Source organism: Haloferax sp. Atlit-4N, from assembly GCF_003383025.1.
GTDB lineage: Archaea > Halobacteriota > Halobacteria > Halobacteriales > Haloferacaceae > Haloferax > Haloferax gibbonsii.
In genome coordinates, this window is the sequence record NZ_PSYY01000003.1 from 320,174 (window position 1) to 345,304 (window position 25,131).

General features: G+C 64.7%; 27 protein-coding genes. 16 read left to right on the top strand and 11 right to left on the bottom strand.

Annotated elements, in window-relative coordinates:
• Positions 1 to 203: 203 nt before the first annotated feature.
• Genes tenA through C5C07_RS16880 form a run of 3 tightly spaced genes read left to right on the top strand, consistent with a single transcriptional unit; the run spans position 204 to position 3,219 of the window.
• Positions 204 to 869 carry a thiaminase II gene (gene tenA / locus C5C07_RS16870; protein WP_049968747.1) on the top strand — a complete coding sequence of 222 codons (666 nt, stop codon included), beginning with the start codon at positions 204 to 206 and terminating at the stop codon, positions 867 to 869.
• Positions 866 to 1,696, top strand: coding sequence for a TenA family protein (locus tag C5C07_RS16875; protein WP_115805616.1), 831 nt, complete (start codon positions 866 to 868; stop codon positions 1,694 to 1,696). The genes tenA and C5C07_RS16875 overlap by 4 nt, the downstream gene beginning before the upstream one ends.
• Positions 1,690 to 3,219 (top strand): sodium:solute symporter, encoded by a 1,530-nt coding sequence (locus C5C07_RS16880; RefSeq protein ID WP_004972271.1) that lies wholly within the window; start codon positions 1,690 to 1,692, stop codon positions 3,217 to 3,219. The genes C5C07_RS16875 and C5C07_RS16880 overlap by 7 nt, the downstream gene beginning before the upstream one ends.
• 47 nt (positions 3,220 to 3,266) lie before the next feature.
• Here the strand turns inward: C5C07_RS16880 and C5C07_RS16885 are convergent, their stop codons facing one another.
• A complete protein-coding gene (locus C5C07_RS16885) occupies positions 3,267 to 3,659 on the bottom strand; it encodes a pyridoxamine 5'-phosphate oxidase family protein (protein ID WP_004972274.1) in 393 nt (130 codons plus the stop codon).
• A gap of 285 nt (positions 3,660 to 3,944) precedes the next feature.
• Between C5C07_RS16885 and C5C07_RS16890 the strand changes: the two genes are divergently transcribed.
• The gene (locus C5C07_RS16890) at positions 3,945 to 4,964 is read left to right on the top strand and encodes a GNAT family N-acetyltransferase (protein ID WP_004972276.1); all 1,020 of its coding nucleotides are present in this window, start codon (positions 3,945 to 3,947) and stop codon (positions 4,962 to 4,964) included.
• A 99-nt stretch (positions 4,965 to 5,063) separates the two neighbouring features.
• Here C5C07_RS16890 and C5C07_RS21795 read toward each other — a convergent pair whose 3' ends face one another.
• The 4 genes from C5C07_RS21795 to C5C07_RS16905 all read right to left on the bottom strand — a co-directional run bounded on the left by C5C07_RS21795 (position 5,064) and on the right by C5C07_RS16905 (position 7,598).
• On the bottom strand, positions 5,064 to 5,204 hold the full coding sequence (locus C5C07_RS21795; RefSeq protein ID WP_169330631.1) for a hypothetical protein: 141 nt from the start codon (positions 5,202 to 5,204) through the stop codon (positions 5,064 to 5,066).
• Between the two features lie 24 nt (positions 5,205 to 5,228).
• Positions 5,229 to 5,597, bottom strand: coding sequence for a type II toxin-antitoxin system death-on-curing family toxin (locus C5C07_RS16895; RefSeq protein ID WP_233510429.1), 369 nt, complete (start codon positions 5,595 to 5,597; stop codon positions 5,229 to 5,231).
• Positions 5,598 to 5,768: 171 nt separating this feature from the next.
• The gene (locus C5C07_RS16900; RefSeq protein ID WP_050460006.1) at positions 5,769 to 6,779 is read right to left on the bottom strand and encodes an aldo/keto reductase; all 1,011 of its coding nucleotides are present in this window, start codon (positions 6,777 to 6,779) and stop codon (positions 5,769 to 5,771) included.
• Positions 6,780 to 6,860: 81 nt separating this feature from the next.
• Entirely contained in the window at positions 6,861 to 7,598 is a 738-nt protein-coding gene (locus tag C5C07_RS16905; RefSeq protein ID WP_004971461.1) for a sporulation protein, read from the bottom strand.
• A 318-nt stretch (positions 7,599 to 7,916) separates the two neighbouring features.
• Here C5C07_RS16905 and C5C07_RS16910 point away from each other — a divergent pair, with 318 nt between their 5' ends.
• The gene (locus C5C07_RS16910) at positions 7,917 to 8,480 is read left to right on the top strand and encodes a hypothetical protein (RefSeq protein ID WP_233510430.1); all 564 of its coding nucleotides are present in this window, start codon (positions 7,917 to 7,919) and stop codon (positions 8,478 to 8,480) included.
• An 88-nt stretch (positions 8,481 to 8,568) separates the two neighbouring features.
• On the opposite strand, the gene C5C07_RS16915 is transcribed toward C5C07_RS16910, so the two are convergent.
• A complete protein-coding gene (locus C5C07_RS16915; protein ID WP_004971465.1) occupies positions 8,569 to 8,784 on the bottom strand; it encodes a hypothetical protein in 216 nt (71 codons plus the stop codon).
• A 382-nt stretch (positions 8,785 to 9,166) separates the two neighbouring features.
• Here C5C07_RS16915 and C5C07_RS16925 point away from each other — a divergent pair, with 382 nt between their 5' ends.
• On the top strand, positions 9,167 to 9,406 hold the full coding sequence (locus C5C07_RS16925; protein WP_049913727.1) for a hypothetical protein: 240 nt from the start codon (positions 9,167 to 9,169) through the stop codon (positions 9,404 to 9,406).
• A gap of 38 nt (positions 9,407 to 9,444) precedes the next feature.
• On the opposite strand, the gene C5C07_RS16930 is transcribed toward C5C07_RS16925, so the two are convergent.
• Entirely contained in the window at positions 9,445 to 9,885 is a 441-nt protein-coding gene (locus tag C5C07_RS16930; RefSeq protein WP_342339227.1) for a diadenylate cyclase, read from the bottom strand.
• Positions 9,886 to 10,152: 267 nt separating this feature from the next.
• Here C5C07_RS16930 and C5C07_RS16935 point away from each other — a divergent pair, with 267 nt between their 5' ends.
• Entirely contained in the window at positions 10,153 to 10,581 is a 429-nt protein-coding gene (locus tag C5C07_RS16935; RefSeq protein ID WP_049913728.1) for a hypothetical protein, read from the top strand.
• A 671-nt stretch (positions 10,582 to 11,252) separates the two neighbouring features.
• Positions 11,253 to 11,861 carry a hypothetical protein gene (locus tag C5C07_RS16945; RefSeq protein ID WP_115805619.1) on the top strand — a complete coding sequence of 203 codons (609 nt, stop codon included), beginning with the start codon at positions 11,253 to 11,255 and terminating at the stop codon, positions 11,859 to 11,861.
• Positions 11,862 to 11,966: 105 nt separating this feature from the next.
• Here C5C07_RS16945 and C5C07_RS16950 read toward each other — a convergent pair whose 3' ends face one another.
• Positions 11,967 to 13,175 (bottom strand): CBS domain-containing protein, encoded by a 1,209-nt coding sequence (locus C5C07_RS16950; protein ID WP_115805620.1) that lies wholly within the window; start codon positions 13,173 to 13,175, stop codon positions 11,967 to 11,969.
• A 312-nt stretch (positions 13,176 to 13,487) separates the two neighbouring features.
• Here C5C07_RS16950 and C5C07_RS16955 point away from each other — a divergent pair, with 312 nt between their 5' ends.
• Positions 13,488 to 13,916 carry a universal stress protein gene (locus C5C07_RS16955; RefSeq protein WP_115805621.1) on the top strand — a complete coding sequence of 143 codons (429 nt, stop codon included), beginning with the start codon at positions 13,488 to 13,490 and terminating at the stop codon, positions 13,914 to 13,916.
• A gap of 123 nt (positions 13,917 to 14,039) precedes the next feature.
• A complete protein-coding gene (locus C5C07_RS16960; RefSeq protein ID WP_115805622.1) occupies positions 14,040 to 16,220 on the top strand; it encodes a cation-translocating P-type ATPase in 2,181 nt (726 codons plus the stop codon).
• A gap of 227 nt (positions 16,221 to 16,447) precedes the next feature.
• Here the strand turns inward: C5C07_RS16960 and C5C07_RS16965 are convergent, their stop codons facing one another.
• The 3 genes from C5C07_RS16965 to C5C07_RS16975 are packed head-to-tail and all read right to left on the bottom strand — an operon-like array spanning position 16,448 to position 18,678.
• Positions 16,448 to 17,257: a molybdenum ABC transporter permease gene (locus C5C07_RS16965; protein WP_115805623.1), complete on the bottom strand. Its 810-nt coding sequence runs from the start codon at positions 17,255 to 17,257 to the stop codon at positions 16,448 to 16,450.
• On the bottom strand, positions 17,238 to 18,200 hold the full coding sequence (locus C5C07_RS16970; RefSeq protein ID WP_115805624.1) for an extracellular solute-binding protein: 963 nt from the start codon (positions 18,198 to 18,200) through the stop codon (positions 17,238 to 17,240). Before C5C07_RS16970 ends, C5C07_RS16965 begins: the two co-directional genes overlap by 20 nt.
• A gap of 4 nt (positions 18,201 to 18,204) precedes the next feature.
• On the bottom strand, positions 18,205 to 18,678 hold the full coding sequence (locus C5C07_RS16975) for a molybdopterin-dependent oxidoreductase (RefSeq protein WP_008097123.1): 474 nt from the start codon (positions 18,676 to 18,678) through the stop codon (positions 18,205 to 18,207).
• Between the two features lie 205 nt (positions 18,679 to 18,883).
• Between C5C07_RS16975 and C5C07_RS16980 the strand changes: the two genes are divergently transcribed.
• The 6 genes from C5C07_RS16980 (at position 18,884) to C5C07_RS17005 (ending at position 25,096) form a co-directional block, all read left to right on the top strand.
• Complete coding sequence (locus tag C5C07_RS16980; protein WP_115805625.1) at positions 18,884 to 20,146, top strand: glycosyltransferase family 2 protein; 1,263 nt, start codon at positions 18,884 to 18,886, stop codon at positions 20,144 to 20,146.
• A gap of 130 nt (positions 20,147 to 20,276) precedes the next feature.
• On the top strand, positions 20,277 to 20,867 hold the full coding sequence (locus C5C07_RS16985; protein WP_233510431.1) for a hypothetical protein: 591 nt from the start codon (positions 20,277 to 20,279) through the stop codon (positions 20,865 to 20,867).
• 93 nt (positions 20,868 to 20,960) lie between these two features.
• On the top strand, positions 20,961 to 21,686 hold the full coding sequence (locus tag C5C07_RS16990; RefSeq protein WP_115805627.1) for a hypothetical protein: 726 nt from the start codon (positions 20,961 to 20,963) through the stop codon (positions 21,684 to 21,686).
• Between the two features lie 58 nt (positions 21,687 to 21,744).
• Positions 21,745 to 23,580, top strand: a complete 1,836-nt coding sequence (locus C5C07_RS16995; protein ID WP_115805628.1) for a spermidine synthase — start codon at positions 21,745 to 21,747, stop codon at positions 23,578 to 23,580.
• 6 nt (positions 23,581 to 23,586) lie between these two features.
• Complete coding sequence (locus C5C07_RS17000; protein WP_115805629.1) at positions 23,587 to 24,117, top strand: DUF2617 family protein; 531 nt, start codon at positions 23,587 to 23,589, stop codon at positions 24,115 to 24,117.
• Positions 24,118 to 24,139: 22 nt separating this feature from the next.
• Positions 24,140 to 25,096 carry a hypothetical protein gene (locus C5C07_RS17005; protein WP_008097137.1) on the top strand — a complete coding sequence of 319 codons (957 nt, stop codon included), beginning with the start codon at positions 24,140 to 24,142 and terminating at the stop codon, positions 25,094 to 25,096.
• Positions 25,097 to 25,131 lie beyond the last annotated feature (35 nt).

Genomic DNA, 25,131 nt, shown 5'->3' on the forward strand with positions numbered 1-25,131 from the left:
CTTAAACTACCGGGGTCGTTCACACGCGTTAATCACCGGACAACTAGACAACTGGACGGCTAACCCACCGCTGACCGGGCGGCCGGCGTACTGGGCGAGTTGAGACCGGCGGTCGGACAACAGTCGGGACGGGCTCCACATGAGATAACCAATGAATACCACCCCATCATAATTCTTTTTAGCGTCTTCTTCGATTACTCGCCATGGCGTTCACAGACACGATACACGACGAGGCCGACGAGTTCTGGTCGGCCATCCTCGACCATCCGATGGTCGTTCGACTCGGGGAGGGGAGCCTCGACGAGGAGCCGTTCCGCTACTGGGTACGGCAGGACTACGTCTACCTCGTCGAGTACAGTCGGCTCTTCGCGCTCGGTGCTGCGAAGGCCCCGACGCTCGACTCCATGGGGACGTTCGCGAGCCTCCTCGAATCGACCGTCAACGAGGAGATGGACCTCCACCGGAGCTACGCCGCCGAGTTCGGCATCGACCCCGCCGAACTCGAAGCCACGAGGCCGTCGCCGACGACCCGGGCCTATACTGACTTCCTCGTTCGTACCGCGACGCTCGGCTCCTTCGGCGACATCGTCGCCGCCCTGCTTCCGTGTATGTGGGGGTTCAACGAGACGGGACGCCGGCTCGCCGACGCGGGGGCTCCGGACCACGAGCAGTACGCCGCGTGGGTCGAGATGTACGCCGGCGACGAGTTCACCGAACTCACCGACTGGTGTAAGTCGCTCATGGACGACGTGGCCGCGAGCGCGACCGAGTCGGACCGCGAACGCTACCGCGACCTGTTCCGCACGTCGGCGCAGTACGAGTACCTGTTTTGGGACGCCGCCTGGCGGCGAGAGGAGTGGCCCCTATGACCGACACGGACTCGTCGACCCCCGAGACGTACGACGAGTTCGCCGCGTCGCGGTCCGACCCGCGCTTTACCGACTGGCTTCGCGAGCGCGCGGGCGACTCGTGGCGCGACGCGACGAGACATCGACTGACGCGGGAACTCGCCGCCGACGAACTCACAGACGACGTGTTCAGACAGTACCTCGTACAGGACTACGCCTTCGTGGAGACGCTCGTCGGCGTCTTCGGCCACGCCGTCGGTACCGCGCCGACCATGGAGTCGAAGTCGGAACTCGTCTCGTTCCTCGGCGTTCTCACCGACGACGAGGACGACTACTTCCTCCGGGCGTTCGACGCGCTCGACGTGCCCGAGTCCGTCTACTCCGACCCGGAGACTACGCCGGCGACGCGCGCCTTTATCGACCTGCTCGAACGCGCCGCGGGGCAGGGCGGGTACGCCGAGACGCTGGCGGTGCTCGTCCCCGCCGAGTGGGTCTATCTGTCGTGGGCGACCGCCGCGGCTGCGACTGACCCCGCGACCGATACCGGTGCCGACGAACCACCCTCGCGGTTCTACCTCTCCGAGTGGGTCGACCTCCACGCGGTCGACGACTTCGCGGCGTTCGTCGAGTGGCTCCGGACCGAACTCGACCGCGAGGGCGCGGCCGCCTCCCCGCGTCGGCAACGGCGGCTCGAGCAGTTGTTCCGTCGCACGGTCGAACTGGAAGTCGCGTTCTTCGACGAGGCGTACGAACTGGCTCCGTCCGGCGACTTGACGGCACCTACGACTTCATCCGCGTCCTCGAAGTCGGGCGGTCGCTCTTCTCGACCGGGTGACGGTCGATGGTGAGTTCGACCGTCGCGCTCGGGCTGACCGTCGCGACGCTCGTCGCCTTTACCGGCGTCGGCGTGTGGTTCTCTCGCGGTCGTGTCGGCTCCGTCGAGGACCTCATTAGCGCCCGCGACTCCGCGGGGAGCCGGCGGACGACGGCGACGCTCGTCGCGTCCGTCATGGGCGTGTGGGTGCTCTTTTCGGCTCCGGAGGCGGGTGCGAGCTTCGGTATCGCGGCCGTCGTCGGCTACGCGGTCGGCGAGGCCGTCCCGATGCTCGTCTACGCCCGCCTCGGTCCGCGAATCCGGGAACTCATCCCCGAGGGTCACTCGCTGACCGAATACGCCCACGCCCGGTACGGGTCAGCGATGTACGCGTTCGTCCTCCTCGTGAGCGCGCTCTACATGTTCATCTTCCTCGCCGCCGAGTTGACCGGCATCGCGGGCGCGCTCTCGCTCGTCGCGGGCGTCCCGCAGTGGCAGACCGCGCTCCTCGTCGGCGGCTTCGTCCTGCTCTACACGAGTTACGGCGGCCTCCGCGCCAGCATCGCGACCGACGCGGTCCAAGCGGTCATCGTTATCCCGCTCTTGTTGCTCGCGTTCGCCGGCACGCTCGTCGCGCTCGGCGGTCCCGCCGCCGCCATCGACGGTATCACGGCGACGAACCCCGCGCTTCTCGACCTCGGTGCGGTCGCCGGCCTGCAGTTCGGCCTCGCGCTCGCGTTCGCCATCCTCGGCGCGGAACTCATCAACCAGACGTGGTGGCAACGCATCTACGCGGCCGACTCGTCGGAGACGGTCGGGCGGAGCTTTCGAACCGCGGCGCTCGCAAACGGCGCAATCGTGTTCGTCACCGCCTTCTTCGGCGTCGTCGCGGTCGGTAACGCCGCCGTCGTCACCGACCCCGCGAGCGCGGGCTACAACGCCGACGCCGCCTTCTTCGTCCTCCTCGGCGAGGCGTTCCCCGAGTGGCTCGTCCTCGCGGCGGTCCTCCTCGCGCTCCTGCTCGTGATGAGCTCCATCGACACGCTGTTCAATGCGCTTTCGAGCCTCGTGACCGCCGACCTCGCGCGCCTGCTCGCGGAACCGAGCGACCGCCGCCTCGCGCTCGGGTCGAGAGCGCTCACAGTCGTCGTCGCGGTCGCCGCGATTTACGTCAGCCTCCGGGCCCAGAGCGTCCTCCGGCTGTTCTTCTTCGCCGACCTGCTCGGCGCTGCCGTCGCCTTCCCTCTCGTCTACGGGCTGTACTCGACGCGAATCACCGGCCCCGGCGCGCTCGCGAGCAGTCTCACCGGACTCGCCGTCGGCCTCGCGTTCTTCCCCGACCTCCGCGGCGTCATCACGTCGATTCCGGTCGTCGGGGGCCTGCTCCCCGCCGCCGACCCGCTGTATCTCACGTCCTTCGGCGGGGCGTTCGTGGTGTCGACGGCGGCGGCGCTCGTCGCCGCCCGACTCACGGACGCCGGGTTCGACCTCGGTCGGCTCTCGCGAGAGATTCGCCGGTTCGACGACGGCCGAACTGAGGCGCCGTCGTCCGACTGAGGCACCGTCGTCCGACTCGCTCGCCTCACTATCCCGGCTGGACGACTTCAGTACTCGCTGACCGTCGCGGTCCCCACCGAGATTCGGACGAGTTCGTTTTCGGGCCACGCGGATTCTTCGGCCCCGTACTTCCGGTTGATTCGCTGGGTCGCGTCTTTCCGGGCGTCGTCGTCGGTGACGACGGTGGCCGTCCCGAGAATCGTCACCTTCCACTGCGCCTGTCCGTTCTCGTCTTTCTGGATTGAGAGCGCGACGCGCGGGTTCTCGCGGATGTTTTCGAGCTTTCGACCCGTGGTGAGCACCTCGATTACTCCGCGGTCGTCCGCGTAGTCGAACCAGACGGGTGCGACGTGGGGGCGGTCGTCGACGCTGGTCGCGAGGTGCGCCATGACCGGTTCGCTCGTCACGAGCGCCGCGGCGCGTTCGGAGAGGCCTGCCATATGCTAATTATCGTCGTGTCGGCGTAAAACGGTGACTTCGCTCCGGTTTTACAAACGCGAGGGTAGTCCCCGCGCTGCTGGCCGCGTCCCGTCGAGTCGCTGGTCGCGCCACGTCCCGCCTCGTGAACGCTCGCGACTCGCGTAGTCTCTCTCACCTCTCTGCCCTGTTCACTCGCTCCTAACGCCAGCCGAAACGCGGTTTGACTCCGTCCAAATTCGGTGAAAGGGGCCTCATAACGGGTGCATAACAAAGGGGTCAGACGCGACAGTTCAGGCACCCTACTCATGAGCATCGAGGTTCGACGGGCGACTGGAGACGACGTCCACGGCTGGGACGCGTTCGTCGAACAGTCCCCGCACGGCAACGCGTTCCATCAGTACGACGCGCTTGAGATTCAGGCGGCCCACGCCGGCGCGGAGTTGATACCGCTCGTCGGACGCAAAGGTGAGGAAGTCGTCGGACTGTTTCCGATGTTCCGCATCGACAAAGGACCAATCGCGACGGTGTTCTCGCCGCCGCCGGAACTGCGAGTCGCGTATCTCGGACCGGTCCTGTTGAACATGGACCACATGAAACAGCGAAAGCGCGAGGGCCGGCACCACGAGTTCATCGACGACTGCCTCGAATGGGTCCGCGACGAAATTCGACCGCGCTACACCCATATCCGCCTCGACGGCCGGTACGACGACCTCAGGGCCTTCTCGTGGAACGACTACGCGATAACGCCGCAGTACACCTACCACGTCGACCTCTCGCCCGGCGCCGACGACGTGTTCATGAGTTTCAGCAGCGACGCTCGGTCGAACATCCGGAACGCGCCCGACGACGCGTACACCATCGAGGAGGGCGGTCCCGAAGAAATCGAGCAAATCGTCGAACAGGTCGCCTCGCGCTACGAGGCACAGGGCATCTCGTACCGGTCGACCCCGTCGTTCGTCAAGGACCTCTACACCACCCTCCCCGAGGGACAGATTCGCCCCTACGTCCTCCGAACCGACGGCGAGTTCGTCGGCGGCATCCTCGCCGTCGACTACAAGGAGACGGTGTCGCGGTGGCAGGGCGGCGTGCGGACCGACGTGGACACCGACCTCGCCGTCAACGACCTGCTCGACTGGCACATCATGCGCGACGCGATGGACCGCGGGCGGACGACGTACGACCTCGTCGGCGCGAACAACCGCCGTATCAACCGGTACAAGGCGAAGTTCAATCCCGAACTCCACCCCTTCTACAGCCTCGAACGGAACGCGGCGGGAATGAAGACGCTCGCGCACCTCTACAAGACGATTCGGGAGGGCGTGTAACGGAGTACGGTTCGTCCCGAATTCCGTCCGGATATTGATCAAGAAGTCCCAGAAACCCTACTAGTTACCCAACTCGGCGGTCGCACGGAAAACCCGGGTTTACTCGTGTTCGAGTGCGTCGTACACGCCCCGGTGGTCGTCGCGGTCGGCCTTCGCGACGCGGAGAACGAGCTCTCGACGGATGTCTTCCATCACCCTGTCGAGTTCGGATTCATTGTTCGCGCCGTCTTTCGTTGCCATACGCCTACTGTGTCTTCCGTAGAGTTATTGCTTCGGGTCTGATGCGTCGTCGTCTAACTGGTCGAGTCCGTGCCGAACGAGTCCGTTTCGCCACTGTTCGACCACGTCATTGAGGTCGACTTCTTTGGTGTGTGTCCGGAGATAATCGATAACGCCGTCCTCGTCCGTGGCGGCTTCATCGGTTCCGAACTGCTTGAGAATCTCTCTGACTTCGTGGCCGTACTCCAATCGATACCCGTTGAGCAGGTAGAATACGACTGTCGTGTTCAGCGCGGTTCGTTTATTCCCGTCGACGAACGGATGGTTAGCGACGAGGAGTCGGAGTAGATGGTACGCTTTCTCGTGTATGGTCTCCGGTGCTGCGCCGAAGCTTCCCGTTTCGATATACTCCACGCGAACTCGATATCCCCCTCGCTCTGAACCCCGCGCGTCGTCTCCGCATACTCTGAAACGATGTCATCGTGTATCTCGACGACATCGTCGACGGTCGGGTACCAGAGTGGGCGACTCATTGAACGCTGTGTTCTCCCGGAGGCCGTATCACCGTTTCCTTCGACGCTGAAGTTAGAGCCCCGCGTAGGGGTCGGGCTTCGCCTCGGTCAGGCGGTCGACCTGCTCGTCCGTGAGGTCGATAGCGGCGGCTTCGAGGTTCTCGGTCAGTTGCTCGACCGTACGTGCGCCGACGATGGGGGCCGTGACGCCGTCGCGGTGCATGAGCCACGCGAGCGCCGTCTGGGCGGGCGTCGCGTCGACTTCCTCGGCGACCGCGTCGAGTTCGTCGTGCACGTCGAAGTTCTCCTCCGTCAGATACGACTCCTCGAACCGGCTGGACTCCGCGGCGCGGGACTCGCCGGTGAGGCCGTCCTCGCGGGTGTACTTCCCGGTGAGGAAGCCCTGTCCGAGCGGGCTCCACGGACAGACCGCGATGCCGTACGAGCGGGTCATCTCGAGGTAGTCCCCCTCGATTTCGCGGTCGACGAGGTTGTACCGCGGCTGGGCGACGGTGAACGGCTCCCAGCCCTCGGCGCGGGCGATTTCGTTCGCCTTCGCCACTTTCCACGCGTTCGGTCGGAGGGTCGACGCGCCGAGGTAGTGGACCTTTCCGTCCTCGACGAGGCCGTTGAGCGTCTTCATCATCTCGCGGGTGGGGGTCTCGTCGTCCCAGCGGTGGATGTAGAGCACGTCCACGTAGTCGGTGTCGAGGCGGTCGAGTAGGGCGTCGATGCGGTGCCGGATGTTCTTCCGGTTCGTCCCGCGGCTGTTCGGGTCGCCGTCGCGAATCTGCCAGTAAATCTTGGACGCGATGGTGAACCGCTCTCGGTCTCGGTCGTCGAGCCAGTCGCCGATCCAGCGCTCGCTCGCGCCGCCGCCGTAGATGTCCGCGGTGTCGATGAAGCGTCCGCCGGCCGCCTCGTAGGCGTCGAGCAGTTCGTGCGCGCGCTCCTCGTCGATTTCGACGTTGCCCTGTTCGGTCTCCTTGCCGAACCGCCACGTCCCGAACTGGAGTTCGCTCGTCTGGAGGCCCGTCTCGCCGAACGGCACGAAGTCCAGGTCGATGTCTTCGGGTGTCGTCATGCCCGCACAGATACGCCGAATCGACGCAAAAGCGTTGGGTAGCCGGAAGGCGATTGGGGTGAGTCGCCCCGCGTTCCGCCGTCAGGCGTTCGCGCGAATCAGCGATTCCAGTTCGTCGCGCACCTGGCTCGCGTCGGTGGTCCGGACCGTCGTCTGGACCGTCCGCTCGTCCAAGTCGCTAAGCTCGCTCAGCACGCCGCCGCGACGGTCGACTTCGAGGTGCAGTTCGAGCGCGTCTTCGCCCGGTCGCGGCACGACTTCGAGTTCGTCCAACTCGCCGGCGAACGGCCCCGACGTGGGTCGGAACTCGAACTCCTGGACGAAGCGCCTGCTCGCGGTGAACACGCCGTGGGGGTCGGCCTCGCACTCGGCGCTGTGCAGCGAGAAGCCGAGGTCGTCGAGCGCGTCGAAGACGGCCTGAAGCCGCGGCGTCGGCTGGACGTTCAGGTAGTCTTTGTCTTCGGGGTCGACGGCCAACTCGATGTCGAGTTCGGTTTCGACCCACACGTCGACGTTCCCGAGAGTGACGGGCGTTCCGCGAGGGATGTCGAGCGAGACCGATCGCGTCTCCCGCTCGTCCGGTTGGATAGTGAGGCTTTCCGCGAGGGTGTACTGCGCGATATCCACCTCTCGGTAGCCCTCTTCGGTCCGGTAGCGGGTCTCCAGTTCGAACCGAATCTTCCCGATTTCCTGTTCTGTCGAACCCCCTTCGATGCGCACTTCTGCATCGACCGTCTCGCCGGCGCGGACGGTGTCGGAGGGGAGAACGGTATCGACGGTCGCGTTGCCGATTCCGATTCGTGCGAGGACCTTCTTCATGATGCACACCGACCGTCTCGTTCGCGGTGTAAGTATCTCGTGGCTCGCTACTTTCCGAGCGACAGTTGATCTCCTGTGCGACCGATTCGTTGATGCACACGCGTCGAGCCTCCAGAGGATATGGACTTGTCTCCGGATCGGGACTTGTTGACCCGCCTCAAAAAATGTAAGAATTATGAATTTTGTGACGGGTGAGAAATTCAAAATTGTATAATAGCCACCGAACCAGTTCCCTCAGGTGATTTTGATAGTGCCCAGATATGACAGATAAATATCTATTTACCCGCCGACATTGTCTATCACCCGAGGTGTTCAGAAGTGACAACAAAACCACGAACTCGACGAGCCGTCCTTCGGAACGCGGCGGGACTTGTGGGTCTCGTCGCGTTCGCCGGCGTCGGCACCGCGAGTTCGACCGCGAAAAGCCAGTTCGCCGACGAAGACGGCAACGGTATCCCTGACGAGGGGGAGGTCGTTACCGGCGCGTACAAGTCGGTCTTGGCGTACGAGGGCGAGTACGGTTCGGGAGCGTATCCGCAGGAAGACTGGTACTGGGACCTCGGCGACGGTCGGGTCAGCGGGACGGTCGACAGCATCGACGAGCTTGACCAGGACCGTCTCACCGTCTGTGAGTACAAAGTCCAGTACCGGGGAACGTACGCGAACGACCCGTTCTTGGACACTGGCTGGGTCAGAAACCAGATCAACTGCCGCGGCTACGACGACAACGGGAACTACAACTACAACATCGTCCACGAGACGGACCCGCGGTACACGGGCGACCGTCCGCCCGCGTTCGGCGGCGACTGGGAGTACCAGACGTACGTCGTCTCCGGCGTCGGTAATCAGGTCACCCGGCCGACGTCACCACCGGGACAATAAGTCGCCGTCATCGCGATGAGTTCGTCTCGCTTCGGCTTTTTTGTCGACGGTCCGCACTCGCGCGCCTCACAGCCCAGCGCGACACGCCTCACGTCACGTACACGTCGCCTTCGACTTCGTAGAGGTAGCCCTTGTTCAGGAGTTCGTCGACGGTTTCGGGGTCTTCGCCCGCCGAGCGCACCCGACGGCGCGCGTCCGCCACGGGCATCCCCGAGTCGCGGTCGGCGACGAGAGGCCGAAGGTGTTCGAACGCTCGCGTCGCGCGAGGAGAAAGCGGCGTGTGTCCGCCCTGTTTCGATGTCATCGAGTCCTCTATTCGCGACCACGGAACGCTCCGTAAAGAAGGTGGGTGCCGATTCGGTCTGCGGGGTGGCCGGGTTCCGACGTGCTTCCCTCTCCGTTTTCGACTCCGTCGGCGAGCCCCGCCCGAGGCAACCCATTGGCCTCGTTCTCCATATCGACAGTGCTGCCGAAAACGGTGTATCGGTCGACCTTCTCGCCGCGAAGGAGGTTCACCGTGCACACTGCGAAACGGTAGTTCTCGGTAGAACCGAGCCAGAGTGTATCCTCACCGCTGTCCGAACCGGTGACCCCGAGTGGACGAGAATCACCTCCGACGGTGGGCGATGACACGCTACCGGCTGAACCATGATGGCTGTTAACATCGTGGAGCACGATATCTGCGTATGTCTCGTCACGTGGCTTCCTTCGACATCGACTCAAAGACCGATTCGTACGCCGCTCGACGCATCTTGGAGCGAGTCTACGATACGATTCGAGAGGAGTCGTCGAGCGGCCGAGATGACTCGACCGGCACAAGCGAACTCCTCGAATCGTTCAAAACGCTCCGAGACGCAGCGAAACGTCCAACGGCAGGCAAGCTAACGATTACCTACGAACAATACGACGACGGATTCGAGAACTGAGCTCGCGGAACATCCGTCGCCGGAAGAGACGCGCAACCTCAGTGTCCCGCCCGCCAGCGTCCCCCAAGTTCTTCACGTTCGCGATCAGTATATTCTCCACTCCGAAAGACGGTCACACGTCCGTTCTCTTCGCTCAGCGTTACACTGGCAAGAACTTCTTCTCGGAGAGATACTTCTAACGCACTGAGATGTTTGGTTCCCATCCAAGCGGCAGAGGCGATGGGTGTCTCTTCGACCGCTTCAGTAGTATTTGGAGTCCGAACGCGAACCATCTGTTCTTGGATTGTCTTATCTGCGGCAATAACGACTGCTCCATCGCAGCTGAATGCCACGTTGCGGGCTGCGTCGATGAACTCATTGGATGTGATGCCGACTGACCGGCACTGTTTGACGGGCCACGTGTTGTCTCCCAGTGGATCGGTGTATTTTCCGAAATCTATGTCCGCGACGACAATAAAATAGAGACTCGGTCCGGTCACGTATGGTTCGTCCCACCGGCTGAAAGAGAGGCTCAAACTCTCCGCGACATATCTGAGGATGTCGATAGTCTCTGGAATTGTGGCGTACTCCGCTTGACTGTCGTTAGCTTCTACGATAGCTCTCTCACCGACATACTCGATGTACGGGGAGACGCTGTTTGAATGCTCTGCCCGTGATAGAGACGCCTAAGGGACATCACCGCTGACGTACCTACCATCCGTAGACGCTGTACAAACACTCATTCGGCTTGCACCCCTTCTAGAAGCATGGCCGAATTTCCAGACGAACGACAACTCGTACTACGGGCGCGTTCCCGGTTGGACCAGTGGACGAGAAGTGCCAGGATGGAGGCGTACACTGAACTGTTCGAAGGTGACGACCCCATCCTCTCCCTCGAGGAAGTGCAACTGCTCGATGCGCTCGACTCCGAACTGGAACGAGAGGGAGGCGATGGTGTCTGGGGAACCGATCAGTACGGAATTCACACGGCGGGAACCTCGAGTTCGGACTCCTCACTCGGCGTCGTCTGTGTGTACCACCCACAGATCACCAAAGACTCCGTCCTTCGCGGGGCAGACGACCTCGACGACGAGGCCGAAGAGCGACTCAACGCGGCACTCTGGCGGTACAGTGAACGGGTTGCGACGCTCATCGAAGAGGCACTCGGTGAGTTCACCCGTCAAACACAGAGCTGAGGTTCGTCTCGCCACTTTTACTACACTGTCTCCGGTGTGCGACTACCGTCTGGTTCGCCCGTGTTCCGGTTCGAGATTTAAAAATACGTCTTCCTCAGCCCCGCACTCTGGACAGGCGTGCATGAAGTGGAGACCGTCCTCGTCGCGCTTTTCGATCCGCCACTCCGACTGAGCGCGGGCTTCGTTCCCGCATACTGGACAGCGTTTGGGATGGTCTTGGAGATATGTGCTCATGAACTCGATGAACGATTTCGTCCCATGGCGGTATGACCGCATATCCGCATGTATACTGCGGCCACGCTATTAGTTATCACTCACCTGATTGGCCGTTTGCACGCGGGAGAGTGGGCGATAACCGTTGCTGAACTCCTCGAACTGGATTCGATATCGACTCCTCCGAAGCACCGAATTACCCGCCGAGGGTCGTGATCTAGACGTGTCTCGGTGAATCCCTGTTTCGGAGTGCGGATAGTGTGTCCGCACTGTGCGAACGGACGACAGGGTAAACCGTCTCCCCGGCGTATCTCAAGTGGTGGCCGCACGGCCGAACCGGTGACGACGCGTGTCGATGCAGTCGGTGTCTGCCAGACGGATATGGGCCACTCGGTAGAGCACACATCAAGCCGACTCACTTTCCGCTCGCTGCGTCCGGTACACCAAAGCCGCCAATTATGACTGAACACACAAAGAAAACGATAGAAACGCGAACGATCGACGGCGTCGAAGCACTGGTCAACGTAGATTCGGAAGAGATCTTCATCGATCTCCCCGCGTCGAATCCACGGTACATCCGCGTTCAGAAAGGCGACCGTATCCAAGAAGGCGACGTCGGTACTCAGTCAACTGCTGAGATGGCCGGGCCGCTACTCACGCACTGGGTCGTCGAATCGATAACCGAAGAAACCGTAATAGGGAGAGATACCGAGACCAACGAGACACGGGAATGGGACCGCGAACAGCTCATTCAGCGCCTTGGGACCGGTGGACTCAGCGCAGAGCTGGCGACGTTCGGACGGGTAAGCGTCACCGAACTCGAAGAGTGGCGCGGGAGGCACACCTCCGAAGGTTCTGAAGAGGCTAAGCCGTACGTGGTTGTTACTGCGTACGGCAACAATGGGGAAAAGTTCACACAACTGTACGCGGCGACCGAGGCTGGCAACTGGGATTCACTAGAAGTAGTACAGCAAGATTCACACGTCCAGGCGCTCAGCGACGAGCTACGGACACGCTTTGACGACGCCGTCCGCGAGGCGCTCGAAGTCGAACAACGGTATCAATAGATTCGCCCTTAGTGCAATCTGCCCCTCACGGATTATCGGTCAACCGACCATACTGGTTGTCCGTCGATCGACGCCGACCAGCCCTCTCGTGGGAAGGTGAGTTCGTCACCCGCTGAGCCACCAGCCGTAGAGGTGCTCTTGAGACTCAGCGTCGGATTGCTTCTTCGACTGACCGTACGTCTTCCCCTTGAGGAGTTGGCGTTCGACCGCGTTCGCGGCGAGTCGGAGCGCGTGGGTGGCACCGTAGCCTTCGCCATCGGCCGTGAAGTAGCCGCGGTCAGTCACCAGTCGAATCCGTGCCAACACGAGTGGTACACCTCGGCTCTGTTCTTTGTGTTCCTGTAGTTCGATACTGGTCTTGATGACGCTCATCTCGCCGTACTTCGAGGTGACGCTCTCGATCAACGCGGAGACGTCGTCGTAGTCCATCCCCTCTAGCAAGTCGAGTCCGAACACTTGCACGGCGTTCCGGTCGTCGCGTTCCCAGGTGAGCGCCTCAATGACGTCCGTCTTCGTGATGATACCGACTGGGTCGCCCGTTTGGTCGGCCGTGACGACGAGCGACGAGACCTCGTGTTCGAACATCGTTTCGACGACCTCGTCGAGGGGGGCGCTTCGGCGGACCGTCACAACTGCATCGGACATCAGATTCCTGACCGGAAGGTCGAGCATCCGGTCTGAGTCGCCCTCACGAGCACCGAATCCACCGTGAGACCCTCCAGAGCGTCCGCGGCCACCGAAGCTGCCCGACGACCCACCCTGGCTCTTGCTTCCACCTCGCGTCGTGAATTCGATAACGTCGTACAGACTTACCATCCCCACAAGGTCGTCCCCGTCGATAACAGGGAGATGGGCGATACCGGATTCCCGAAGCACGTTAAGGGCTTTTCCGATCGTCGCCTCGGGAGTCGTGCTGACGAGCTTCGGCGAATACGCGTCTTCGACGGTCACGGCATCGAGAAACGGACGCACGGCTTCGAGGATAGCATCTGCGGTCACCACACCGAATATACGCTCTTCATCGAGTACGGGAAGCGTTTTGGCGTCGCTCCCGATCATGAGTCGCGCGACCTCCCGAACGTCTTCGGTGCGTTCGACGGTCGGGACGTGCTGGGCCTGTGAGCCGACCTTTGCGGAGGGCTGATTGGACGAGGAAGCCAACTGTCGGCGGCTGACGACACCACGATACTCGTCACCGTCAGTCACCACGACGGCATCGAGTTCTTGATTCTCGAATGCGCCGGCGACCTTCGACAGCGGCGTCCCGATATCGAACTCGGTGAACTTCGTGGAGAGAATTTCGGAGATATCCATGAGTAACTCTCTAGTGAGAGGGGCGCTGGACGGTTATGCCTGTCCCACACTTGGGGGTCGGAGGTGTTCGAAGGGCGGCGTTAGGGCGACGGAGAACGCCAGCAGTGTAACGAGAAGGCTACACCCGACGGCGACGACCCCCGTCGCTAGCACACTCACGTCGCCACGCGAGGCAGCTGAGTGCGTTCAACCGCCGAATCCGGCCGAGTGATGTCCACGACCCGGTCCGTGTGAACGCTCTTCCTTCACGAATCGTCGGTGCGCCACCCGCGCGGCAGTACGCTCATCCCTACTCACCACGAAGTGTCCCTCATGCCGGTCAACGTTCTCGTCGCCTTCGATGGCTCTCCGCTTTCAGAGCGCGCGCTCGCCTATGCCATCGAGACCTTTCCGGACGCGTCCATCACATCGATGTACGTGATTAATCCGCTCGACTCGGTTATCGACGTGGAGGCTGGCGGCTTACCAGTCGCCGAAGACTGGCACGAGAATGCGAAAGAAGTCGCAACCGAAATCCACACGACGGCCACGGACCTCGCGGTGGAACGGAATACCGAACTCGTTACCGTCACGGAAGTCGGCAAACCGGCACGAGCAATCTCGGAATACGCCGACGACCACGACGTCGATCAGATCGTCATGGGCAGCCACGGCCGCTCGGGAATCGACCGTGCGCTCCTCGGGAGCGTTGCCGAGACGGTTACCCGCCGAGCGCGGATTCCGGTGACGATCGTCAGTTGAACCATTCGGACCAGAAGGACTCGAGGGCGGTCGATAGTGGGGACCCGCTTCGTCTGCACTGAGACAGGGACACGATGACAGACCGACAATACAGAATCAGGATGCAGTGTATGGAGAGACCGCGTGACCGTTACTAAATCACCCTCGCTCTCGACGTGTGCTGTCCAGATCGAACGACGAGGCGGTCGCGGCGAAGCGGGAGCGCGAGCCCTCGCACGACACCTCCGGGACACGCCCGGCGTCCACGACGTCGACGTCTCGTTCCGAACGGGGAGCGTTCGAATCACCTACGACGAGAGCGTCACCTCGGAGGAACAGCTTCGAGAAGCGGTTCGCGACCGCGACGTCTCGATTCGGGACGACCCCGACACGGCACCCGACGAGGCGACCACCCGCTCGGACCTCAGGCGGGAGGCCGTGTTCGTCGGGCTGACGCTGATCGGCATGGTGACCGGCCTGGCGACGGGATGGCTCGGTGGACCGTCACTCCTCATGTGGGCCGGCTACGGCGTCGCGTACGCCTTCGGTGGCTGGTACGGGCTCAAGGGGGCGATCGAAACGCTTCGTCACGGCGCTGTCGACATCGACCTGTTGATGATCGTCGCCGCGCTCGGGGCGCTCTCTATCGGCGCACCGTTCGAGGGAGCGATGCTCCTCTTCCTGTTTTCGCTGTCGAACACGCTCCAGCACTACGCGATCGGCCGCTCGCGCCGGGCGATCAAGTCCCTCGTCGAGATGCGGCCGGACGAGGCGCAGGTCCTCCGCGATGGTGCGGAGGTGACGGTTCCCATCGAGGAGGTCGCCGTCGGCGACGTGTTCGTCGTCCGCCCCGGCGACAGAATCCCGCTCGACGGCATCGTCACGTCCGGCGAGGGAACGGTGGACCAAGCCTCGCTCACCGGCGAATCAGTTCCCGTACCCAAGGTGCCCGGTGACGAGGTGTTCGGCGGCACGATAAACGAGAGTGGGAGCCTTGAAATCGAAGTCACGCGGCAGGCACACGAGTCGGCGATCAGCCGTCTCATCCACATGGTCGAACGCGCTCAAAGCGAGAAAGCCCCGACACAGCGGCTCATCGACCGTCTCGAACAACCGTACGTCCTCGGCGTGTTCGGGCTCACGATTGCAGCTATCGCCGTTCCGGTCGCGCTCGGGAACGACTTCACCGGGACGTTCTACCGCGCGATGACGCTCATGGTCGCCGCCTCGCCGTGTGCGGTCATCATCTCGACGCCCGCGGCAGTCCTCTCAGCTATCGCCTCCGGAGGCAGACAGGGCGTCCTGTTCAAGGGCGGCGAGCACGTCGAGACCGCCGCGCGTATCGATGCGGTCGCCTTCGACAAGACCGGGACGCTCACGCAGGGAGACACGCAGTTGACTGACGTGTTCGTCCGTGACGGCACGGCAGACGAGACGCTGACCGAGGACGAACTCCTCTCTATCGTGGCCGCGGTGCAGGCCCGCTCGGAGCACCACCTCGCCCGTGCGACGGTACGGGCGGCAGATGCTCGCTCACTCGACGTCCCCGACGCGGAGCGGTTCCAGTCGGTCGCCGGGAAAGGGGTCAAAGCGGACGTCGACGGCACGACGACGCACATCGGGAACCGCAGTTACTTCGAGACCGTCCTCGGGGACGCGGCGATCGGCGGTCTCGAACCGGGCCTCGACCGTCTCCAGACGTTAGCGGCGGAGGGGAAAACGAGCGTCCTCGTCGCCCGAGAGCACCACGGCGACGTCAGCGTGTCGGGGTGGCTCGCCTTCACCGACACCGTTCGCCCTGGCGCGGCCGAGATGATCGACGACCTCCGCTCGCTCGGCGTGGAGCACATCGTCATGCTGACGGGCGACAACGAGCGCGTCGCACAGCGCATCGCCGACGAAGTCGGCATCGACGAGGTACAAGCCGAACTGCTCCCGGAGGAGAAAGTGGCGACCATCGAGGACCTGGTCGGGCGATTCGAGAACGTGGCGATGGTCGGCGACGGCGTCAACGACGCGCCGGCGCTCGCCACGGCGACCCTCGGCATCGCGATGGGCGGTGCGGGAACCGACGTCGCGCTCGACACCGCCGACGTGGTGCTGATGGGCGACGACCTCAGCAAGATTCCCTACGTGCTCGGTCTCGGACGCAGGACTCGCCGGACGCTCACCATCAACCTCGCAATCGCCTTCGGCGCGATTGCACTCATGGTCGGTGCGATCCTCCTCCGAGGTATCCCGCTCCCGCTCGCAGTAGTCGGCCACGAGGGCTCGACGGTCATCGTCTCACTGAACGGCCTTCGACTGCTCGGCTTTCGTGGGTGAGCACGTCACGGGCGACGGAGGCGAACTCCCCCAGGTCGCTCGGAGGACCGCCGGTCTGTCGCGATGACGAGAGGCCGGCGGGCTTTCCAACCAGCCTGTTCATCTACACGCAGGCCGTACGTTCCAGTATGAAGACGGTTCGCCGGTTCCTCGCGGCTGCGGGCTTCGTCGCGCTGTCCGGTATGGTGAGCTTGCCGCCTTGATGGCTCCTGTGCTCCTGCCCGTCCTCACTCCCACGGGTTCGTCCCCAGCGCGTGGACCAACAGAATCGCCCCGACGGCGATGCCGACGAGGACGAGCGCGACCGGGAACGCGGCGTCGAGGCCGGTCGAGAGGTACGACACCCAGATCTGCACCGGGAGCGTCCGCGGGTAGTACGCCAGCATGAGCGTCGCGCCGAACTCGCCCATCGCCCGCGCGAACGTCAGGGTCACCCCGGCGAGGATGCCCTGCTTCGCCAGCGGGAGCGTCACGCGCCGGATGCTCCCGATGCGGTCCTCGCCGAGCGAACGGGCCGCCGCTTCGAGTTGCCTGTCCACGCCGTCGAAGGCCGTCTTCGCGGTCACGACCAGAAATGGCGAGGCGACGTAGGTCTGCGCGAGGACGACCCCGACCAGCGAGCGCGTCAGCGGGACGCTCGTCAGCTGACCGAGGCCCGCGGGGCCGACCAGCTTGAGCAGTAACATCCCGCTGACGACCGGCGGGAGGACGAGCGGGAGCATGACCATCGCCAGAATCACGTCGCGGCCGCGGAACGACGTGCGCGAGAGCCAGTAGGCCAAGGGGAGGCCGAAGGCGACGGCGACCAGCGTGCTCAGCGTCGCCGCGACGACGGAGTTGGTGGCGGCGGTCACGACGACGTCGCTCGTCACGTCGCCGACCAGCGACGCCGGCGACTGCGCGAGGACGAGCGCGCCGATGGGAAGCAGGTAGTAGACGAGGAGCATCCCCGCGAGAAGCAGGGTCAGGCCTCGCCACGTCTCGGGCAGGAGTCGCGTGACGCCGCTCTCGCGGCGGTTAGGCGCTCGGTGGGACATCTCCGAAGTAGTGCGGGTGGCTCGCGCGCACGGCGAACCCGGAGGGTTCGAGGAACTCGCCGGCGGTCCCGACGAGCGCCTCGAACACCGATTTCGACGCCGCCGTGTCGGTTCGTCGCGTCGCGGCGTACCGGATTGGGCCGCCGCGGACGGTGACACCCTCCGGGAGCGTGTAGGAGACCGTCGCGTACGCCGACGCGTGTTCGGGGCCGCTCAGGTTGATTTCAGCCGGGAGTTCGAGGTACGGGTAGTCGCGTTCGACGGCCATGCTCCGGTAGACGAACGCCGCGTCGATGCCGCCGGCGTCGAACTGCGCGAGCAGTTGCGTCTCGGGGTAAATCTGGTCGCGGCGGAGCAGGTCGTTGGCGAGCGCCGGCCGGCCGTAGTAGTCGGCGGCCAGCGCGAGCGCGAACCGCGTCCGGTAACCCAGCGGGTCGAGGTCGGGGTCGGTTCGGCCGAGGCTGACGTCGTCGTCGAGGAGGGCGTCGGGCCACGACGCGGCGTCGGCGACTCGCTCGCCGCCGTCGGTCTGGGGGTTGTACGCGACGACGAGCGCGTTGTTGGCGAACGTCGCGTACCACGGGACAGAAAGCGGCGCGTCGAACAGCGTCGGGTCCGCGAGGGCGACGATGTCGGGGTCGCGTTGGTCGTCGTCGACCATCCGCGCCACGCGGGCGGAACCGTGTGCCTCGACCTCCACGCGGGTTCCCTCGGGCGATTCGAACTCGGCGGTGAGCGCCCGCTGGAGGCTCCCGGCGGCGAGAATCGACACGGTCGGCGTCGACCCGGCTCGACCGAGACAGCCCGCTGTCGCGGTGAGGCCGGCCGCCGCGACCCCACCGACGGACGCGAGGAACGCCCGCCTGCTCGACCCGTTCGCGGAGTCGCTGGTGTTCTCCGCCGCGTCCGTTCGGGTCGGCCGACTCCGTCTCTCTCGCGTCATCTGGTCAGGGTCTCTTGGAGATGTCTTCGAGCGATTCGGGGTCGGTAGACGGGTCGAGCGCGCGTGCTTCGACGGCGCGGACGCCTTTCACCGTCCGCGACCCGTCGACGTCGGGCGCGATAAAGCGCGTCTCGTAGTCGTGCTCCTCGCCTATCGGCGTCCCGTCGCGGGCGTAGGCGAGCACGGCGTCGAGAGCGTCGTACACGTCGATACAGACGCGATACCCGTCGGCGCTCTCGACGACGAGGTGCGTCGTCTCGTCGTCGAGGTCGACGTCATCGAAGAGGTCGAAGACCGGAACCCCGGTCCACGTCGCGGTGTGGCGCGTCCCCGACGCGCACGCGACCGTCACCGTTCGGTCCTCAGCGGGGAAGTCGAGTAACTCCGCGCCCGACAGCGACGCTCGGTGGTCGCCGCGGAGGAGAATCGGCCCGGACGGGACGGTCGCCGGACGCGACCGGTCGTGTTGTGCGTGCATGCGTATTCACTAGTCCGATATTGGTTGACTCTAACGGTGTGTGTAACCTCAAACAATTAAGGGTTTATAACTGTCTGAAAATGAGTCTCCCGACGTGCTGGGTAGACGGACGTCGGAACCCGGGCGCGCGGTTTCGACTCGGTTGCGAGTCGGCCGATTCCGACGTCCAAACATTCATTATTTCAAGAATGTATGTTTAATCTATATGTTTGGGGCCCAGTCCGAGTTGGCGGTGTTCGTCCTCCTGATGCTCGTCTGGACCGTCTTCGTGCTGTATTCGGCCTCGGTGTTCACGTGGTTCGTCGAGGTGCTCGTCCTCGCGTGGCGACAGACCATCCCCGCCGGGGACGTCGCCTACGGCTACGACGACATCCAAGTTCGCATCATCACCATCGACGCGGCCAACATCGTCCAATCGACGGTGAATGCGGTCCCCGACGACCTCGCCGACGTTCGGGTCGTCGCCGAGAAGCCGATTTCGGTCGACGGCGCGACGGTCCACGCCGTCCCGGAGGAGTTCACCTGCACGGCGTCTCACAAGGGCCGCGCGCTCGAATGGGCGCGCCGCGAGATTCCCTGCGACAAGGAGTTCGTCCTCTACCTCGACGAGGACACGCTGATGGCGAACTTCGAGGGGTTGCCGGAGGGCGACATCATCCAGATAACCGAACTGCCGGTGTACACCGGGTCGTGGGTAACGTACCTCTCAGAGGTGTTCCGTATCGGCTACCAGCGCGAACAGCGGGCGTTCGGCCGCTTCAGCTTCCCGCTGTACGCGTGGGGCGGCGGCATCGCGATTCGGACGAGCCTCGAAAACCGCATCACGTGGGACTCGAAGACCATCACCGAGGACACGGACTTCGCGTGGCGCGCCGCCGCCGCCGCCGACCTCGATTTCAGCGTGCTGAACTGCAAGTTCCGCAATCAGGCCCCGCCGTCGGTGATGACGATGCTCAAGCAGCGTCGACGGTGGTTCTCCGGGACGCGACAGGATTCGGACCTCCTGCCGCTGCACTATCAGCTGTTTCTGCAGTTCCGCCTCGTCGCGTGGGGCTTCTCGCCGCTCATCCCGCTGATAACGCTCGTCACGTTCGTCATCCCCGGCGCGCTCCCCGACTTGGTGCTCTATCGGGTCGGCTCCCTTCTCGAGTTCGCCACGCTGTTCGTCGTGACGGGTGCTGGCGTGGCAAGTTACTGGTCGGAGTCGAAACTCACGCTCCTCGCGGTCCCGTGGACGCCGATTCTCGTCGTTCTCAACACGGCGGGCGCGCTCTGGGGGTTCGTCTCCCCGGTCGAGCACTTCGCCGTCACGACCAAGGTGCCGCTGGAGACGGTCGAAAAGCGCAACCCCGCGTTCGAGCCCGGCTCGCTCACGAAACACGACGGGCGGAACGACTTACCCGAGCATCTGGACGTGAACCGGCTCACGAGCGAACTCCGCGAATCGCTTCACATCCCTGATGATTGATGTGAGACTCTCGTTCCGTCTCGTTCCCCGGGACCCGATGATCACGGGTCCAACGACCCTCCGGTGGCTGGCTCTCGCGCCGTGACAATCGAGTCGCCGATTGATGCCCTCGCAGCGCGTCTCTTCGCGCATGAACGCGCACGCGAACACCGGCTCCGACCGCGCTCGCAAACACGAGCCCTTCCCGGCGTACGGACCCGTGGACGCGGCGCTCGGGTTCGTCGTCTTCTATCTGTTCGTCGAGCGCGCCACGCCGACTCTCGTCGACACCGTGACGGGTGTCGTTCCCGGGCTCTCGGCGTCGGCGGTCGGCTTCGGACTCGCGGCGTTCTTGTGGTTCATCTTCGTCGTGACGACGCTCGACCAACTCCGCCGGCAACTCGCGGCGCTCGGGGTCGTCGCCGGGGACGCCGGCCGACCCGACCGCGTAGCGTCGGGATGGGCCGTCCCCAGCGTCCCGCGACTTCTCGTGTACGCCGTCGTCACCGTCGTCGGCGGCTCTATCGCCGTTCTCACGTTCGACCGCGCCGTCGATGCGGGCATCGCGTTTATCCGGCTCGCCACGGACCTCGGTGTCGGCGTATTCCCGTTCGGCGCGTTCCCGCTCGTCGAGTTCCTCGTCATAGTCGTCTTCTTCGTCGCGTTCGGCGCGGCGACGCACTCGCTCGACAGGGTCGTCATCGGGAGCGTCAGGACCGCGTTCGCGACGGTCCGCCCGTAAATCCGTCAGCGGACACGACGTTCTCTCCGGCGAGACGTATCGAACCACAAGACTGTTATCCTAGTTTTCTGATTGACAGAGACGAGAGTCCCCATGAAGCGTCGTACGTTCCTCCAACTGACCGGCCTCGGGGCCGTCGGCGGACTCGCCGGCTGTCTCGGTTCGAACTCCCCTCCCCCGCGAAAGTCGAGCGTCGTCTCCGACTTCGAGGTCTCCGACGGCTCGCTCGTCGTCGACCTCGCCGACCAGACGTGGGTGATGTCCCGCTACGAAGCCAACGAGCAGTCGTCGCTGTCAGGGTTCGACCCGCAGTCGCTGGCCGCGCTCAGCCCCGTCGGGGTTGCGAGCGCGAAAGGCAAGGGCGGCGGCGGTGGCGGCCGCGGCGCGACCGGCCGCGGCACGGGCGGCTACGCCTCCGCCCCGCGGACGGTCCACGGCCACGCGTGGTACCACGGCGGCGACTACGCCGACGACTGGTACGAGAACAACGCCAGCAAAGTGAGTCGGTTCCCCGTCGGCGTCGCCGCGCTCGGTATCGCCTACCTCGGGTCGACCGCGGCGATGCGAGACGACGCGCCCGACGCCGGCCCGGTCCCGTGGGACCGTGAGATACAGGACCCGAACGAAACCGTCGAGTACGACATGGCGAACGGGAGCCAACTCGGACGAGACGGCTGGTACCGCGTCGGCGCGCACGTCGTCGGCGACGACGTGAACCACGACTTCCGCTGGGAGTGTTACGACCTCGAAGTCACCGACGGTATCGGTGACGCGGGATACTCCATCGAGGAAGAGTGGAAAGTCTCTCCGCGCATCTGAGCGCGGCTGACGCGCGCTTTCCCTCGCCCTCTATCATTCACCCACTCGCCCTCCATCGATGTCCAACACGCGAATCGACACGGCGACGCTCCTGACGCTCACCTTCGTGGTGTCGTTCTGTAGCTTCGCCTACGAGTTCGTCTACTCCGAACTGCTGACAGTGATGTACGGCGGGACGGTCACCCAGTACGTCATCACGGTCGGGCTGTACTTCTTCAGCCTCGGCATCGGCGCGGCGCTCTCGGACGACCTCGACGGCGCGAACCTCGGTGGGAACTTCTTCCGCACCGAGGTGCTCCTGGCCGCGGCCGCACCCGCGGGCTTCCTGCTCATCGTCGGTCTCAACAGCGTCCGCATCCCGCAGGCGGTGCCCGCGGAGGTCATCTGGACCGTCGCCCGCCTGCCGGTCGTCGTCGTCGGGTTCCTCTCGGGGTTCGAACTCCCGCTTTTGACCCGCATGTTCGACGAACTCGGCGACGACGGGTCGGCGACGCCTTCGTGGCTCCGAACCGCGGGCGCGCGAATCCACGATTTCGTCGTGGCCGCCGTCGGTACCCTCTGGACCGTCGAGCGGACCGAGGGCCGCAGGAGCGGCCTCTCCGTCATCCTCGCGATGGACTACGTCGGCGGCCTCGCCGGTGCCGTCGTCTACGCCCGCGTCCTCTACCCGGGTCTCGGCCTCATCCCGACGATATTCGTGCTGGCGCTCCTCAACGGGGTCGCCGCGCTCGTCTTCGTCGCCCACTTCGGCGAGTGGTCGTGGTGGCCCTTCAGCGACGCCGCCCCGTCCGCAAGCCCCGCCTCGTCCGCCAGCGCCGCACACGGCGGGAACGCGACCGACAGCGCCCGAGCCGACCGGTCGCTCTCGGCCGCCCGGGTCTCGAAGACGCTCCTCGTGGTCTGTCTCCTCTTGACGGCGACCTACGCGGGCGTCGTCGCCAAGCACGACGTCGCCGACGAGCGCCTGTCGCAACTCTACCTCGAACAGCAGATAGAAAACGAGTATCCGCCGGGCGCGATGCGCGCGACGGTCACCTCACAGGAGACGACCGCCTACCAGCACGTCATCAGATACAACCGCACGTGGACCGGCACCGGCCCGAACCCGCACTTCGACGGGCGGACGGAACAGTGCCTCCGCCTCGGCGCGGCCGTCCAACTCTGCGAGAGTTGGGCCGACAGCTACCATCGGGGACTAGTCGACGTGCCGATGTCGCTGGTCGAACCCGGCCCGGAGACCAAGGTACTCGTCGTCGGCGGCGGCGACTGGATTGCCATCGACCACCTGCGGGAGTACGGCGTCACCGTCGACCACGTCGACCTCGACGGCGAGTTCATGCGCGACGCGAAGACGGACCCCTTCTTCGGCCGCTGGCACGACGACGCCCACGAGTACGACCGGCTGAACACGACGGTCGCCGACGGCTACCGGTACCTCCAAGAGACGAACGAGACGTACGACCTCGTGTTGCTCGACGTGCCCGGCGCGACCGACGACGACCTGCTCACGCTCTACTCGACCGAGTTCTACCGCTCCGTCCGGACCCACCTCTCCGAGGACGGCGTCGCGGTGACGTGGGGCTACTCGCCCGACGCCTACCCCGAACACCACAAGGCGTTCGTCAACACCGTCGGGGCCGCGGGTTTCACCCAAGAACTTTCCTACTGGGTGCGCGAGGACCTCGACGACGACGGCGAGACCGAGCGCGTCGAGCAGTTCTACGTGCTCGCGCCCGGCGACCGGCCCCGGCTCACCGGCGACGGCGCGACCCGGTACGTCCGCGCCCGCGAGGAGCACTACGGCTCCGCCGAGTGGCACGCGGTCCCGCACTACCGCGGCGTCCGCGAGAACTCCATCTTCCACCCGAACTACGACATCCTCGTCGACACCTGATTTCCCATGCCCTCCCAACCACCTTCCACCACCGAACCGCCCGCCGCCTCCGACCCGTCTCCGCCGGCCGAGACACCGACCGAACTGTACTTCGGCTACAGCGCCGACGCGCCAGACCTGACGACCGTGGACGTGAAGACGGTCTCCCCGGCGACGCTCGCGGGCGAACCGGCGGTCCTCACCGTCATCGGCGAGTCCCACTACGTCGGCCTGCCGGCGCTCGATTTTCACGAGCTGTGTTCGTGCAAGCCGCTGCCGCACGAGCGAACCCACGAGACGCCGCTTTCCGTCGGCTCGGAACGCGAGTTCAGCTTCGAGAGCGACCGACTCGACGCCCAAACAGTCGTCGAAGGCCGGCCGCTTGACGCCTTCCCCGGTCCGGACGACGCGACCGTCGCCTATCGGTTCGGCCCGGAGGCGTGGACCATCATCCGCGTCGGCGACGGCGGCTACGAGACGTACCACACCTACCCGGAGCACGACCTCGCGCTGTACACCGAGACGACGATGACGCCCGAACGAGAGGCTCAGCGATGACTCCCGAACGAACTACCCAACGATGACCCGAAACGCCACCACCTACGACGGCGACGTGACGCTCAACGGCTCCGAACGCCCCCCGGTCGAACTCCGCGACCCAGCGGACGTGTTCGTCGGCGGCGCGAGCGTCGCCGGCGACCTCACCGTGCAGAACGCCGAGTACGTCTTCACCCACGCGCCGGTGACCGACGACGCGGCCGTCGGCGACGCGACCGTCGAGACCGAGATTCGCGGCAGCCTCGAAGACGGCTACGTCCAGTCGGTCGACGGCGACGTGCTCCTCGGCGACGCCGAAGACGTGTTCATCGCGGCCGCCGCCGCCGACGGTGCGGTCTCGGCACCCGGTGCGGAGAACGTCTACGCGGGCGAGGCGACGCCCGGCGCCGCTCCCGACGACTACGACGTGTCCACCTTCGGCTGGAAGCAGTCGGGGAGCGCGACCGACCCCGATACCGGCGTCTACGCGGTCGGCATGGCCCACGACATCGACCTCACGAAGGTCAACTCCGACGTGGAACTCTACCTCGTCGGCCACGGCCACGAGGTGCGGGTCGAGGGCCGGGGCGCGGCGGTCTCCGTCCACTTCGTCGGCTACGACAACACCGTCAGCGTCGGGCCGTACCTCGCGTCGAGCGTCGAGACCGACACCGGGTTCGACAACGCGGTCGACGCCGACCCCTACCCCGCCGAGGACCTCGTCGAGATGTCCCGAAGCGAGGCCTACTCGAACGCCGGGTTCGGCCGCCGCAAGGTGACGTTCCAAGAGCCGGCCGACGGCGACGAGTGGTGTCCGAACTGCGGCAAGCCCGCCGAGGCCATCATCGAGCGCCACCAGATGGAGGCCTTCTTCCTCTTCGGCTGGCCGCTTTGGACCTTCGAGCAGAGCACCAACCCCGCCCGCGAGTGCGAACACTGCTCGCCCAACGCGATTCACGCCGAACTCTCGGCGTCCGAGCGCCGCGAGATATTCGACTGACGCCGACGGCGGTCCGAAGATATATATCAAAACAC

Excerpts from the sequence above, each read along its gene's own strand:
- C5C07_RS16900 (WP_050460006.1), bottom strand. The coding sequence starts at position 6,779 with ATGACGACACCCGAAGACATCGACCTGGACTTCGTGCCGTTCGGCGAG.
- C5C07_RS16955 (WP_115805621.1), top strand. The coding sequence starts at position 13,488 with ATGCCGGTCAACGTTCTCGTCGCCTTCGATGGCTCTCCGCTTTCAGAG.
- C5C07_RS16915 (WP_004971465.1), bottom strand. The coding sequence starts at position 8,784 with ATGACATCGAAACAGGGCGGACACACGCCGCTTTCTCCTCGCGCGACG.
- C5C07_RS16995 (WP_115805628.1), top strand. The coding sequence starts at position 21,745 with ATGTCCAACACGCGAATCGACACGGCGACGCTCCTGACGCTCACCTTC.
- C5C07_RS16925 (WP_049913727.1), top strand. The coding sequence starts at position 9,167 with ATGTCTCGTCACGTGGCTTCCTTCGACATCGACTCAAAGACCGATTCG.
- C5C07_RS16985 (WP_233510431.1), top strand. The coding sequence starts at position 20,277 with ATGAACGCGCACGCGAACACCGGCTCCGACCGCGCTCGCAAACACGAG.
- C5C07_RS21795 (WP_169330631.1), bottom strand. The coding sequence starts at position 5,204 with ATGGCAACGAAAGACGGCGCGAACAATGAATCCGAACTCGACAGGGTG.
- C5C07_RS17005 (WP_008097137.1), top strand. The coding sequence starts at position 24,140 with ATGACCCGAAACGCCACCACCTACGACGGCGACGTGACGCTCAACGGC.
- C5C07_RS16890 (WP_004972276.1), top strand. The coding sequence starts at position 3,945 with ATGAGCATCGAGGTTCGACGGGCGACTGGAGACGACGTCCACGGCTGG.
- tenA (WP_049968747.1), top strand. The coding sequence starts at position 204 with ATGGCGTTCACAGACACGATACACGACGAGGCCGACGAGTTCTGGTCG.
- C5C07_RS16965 (WP_115805623.1), bottom strand. The coding sequence starts at position 17,257 with ATGTCCCACCGAGCGCCTAACCGCCGCGAGAGCGGCGTCACGCGACTC.
- C5C07_RS17000 (WP_115805629.1), top strand. The coding sequence starts at position 23,587 with ATGCCCTCCCAACCACCTTCCACCACCGAACCGCCCGCCGCCTCCGAC.
- C5C07_RS16950 (WP_115805620.1), bottom strand. The coding sequence starts at position 13,175 with ATGGATATCTCCGAAATTCTCTCCACGAAGTTCACCGAGTTCGATATC.
- C5C07_RS16885 (WP_004972274.1), bottom strand. The coding sequence starts at position 3,659 with ATGGCAGGCCTCTCCGAACGCGCCGCGGCGCTCGTGACGAGCGAACCG.
- C5C07_RS16970 (WP_115805624.1), bottom strand. The coding sequence starts at position 18,200 with ATGACGCGAGAGAGACGGAGTCGGCCGACCCGAACGGACGCGGCGGAG.
- C5C07_RS16945 (WP_115805619.1), top strand. The coding sequence starts at position 11,253 with ATGACTGAACACACAAAGAAAACGATAGAAACGCGAACGATCGACGGC.
- C5C07_RS16990 (WP_115805627.1), top strand. The coding sequence starts at position 20,961 with ATGAAGCGTCGTACGTTCCTCCAACTGACCGGCCTCGGGGCCGTCGGC.
- C5C07_RS16905 (WP_004971461.1), bottom strand. The coding sequence starts at position 7,598 with ATGAAGAAGGTCCTCGCACGAATCGGAATCGGCAACGCGACCGTCGAT.
- C5C07_RS16935 (WP_049913728.1), top strand. The coding sequence starts at position 10,153 with ATGGCCGAATTTCCAGACGAACGACAACTCGTACTACGGGCGCGTTCC.
- C5C07_RS16875 (WP_115805616.1), top strand. The coding sequence starts at position 866 with ATGACCGACACGGACTCGTCGACCCCCGAGACGTACGACGAGTTCGCC.
- C5C07_RS16975 (WP_008097123.1), bottom strand. The coding sequence starts at position 18,678 with ATGCACGCACAACACGACCGGTCGCGTCCGGCGACCGTCCCGTCCGGG.
- C5C07_RS16880 (WP_004972271.1), top strand. The coding sequence starts at position 1,690 with ATGGTGAGTTCGACCGTCGCGCTCGGGCTGACCGTCGCGACGCTCGTC.
- C5C07_RS16980 (WP_115805625.1), top strand. The coding sequence starts at position 18,884 with ATGTTTGGGGCCCAGTCCGAGTTGGCGGTGTTCGTCCTCCTGATGCTC.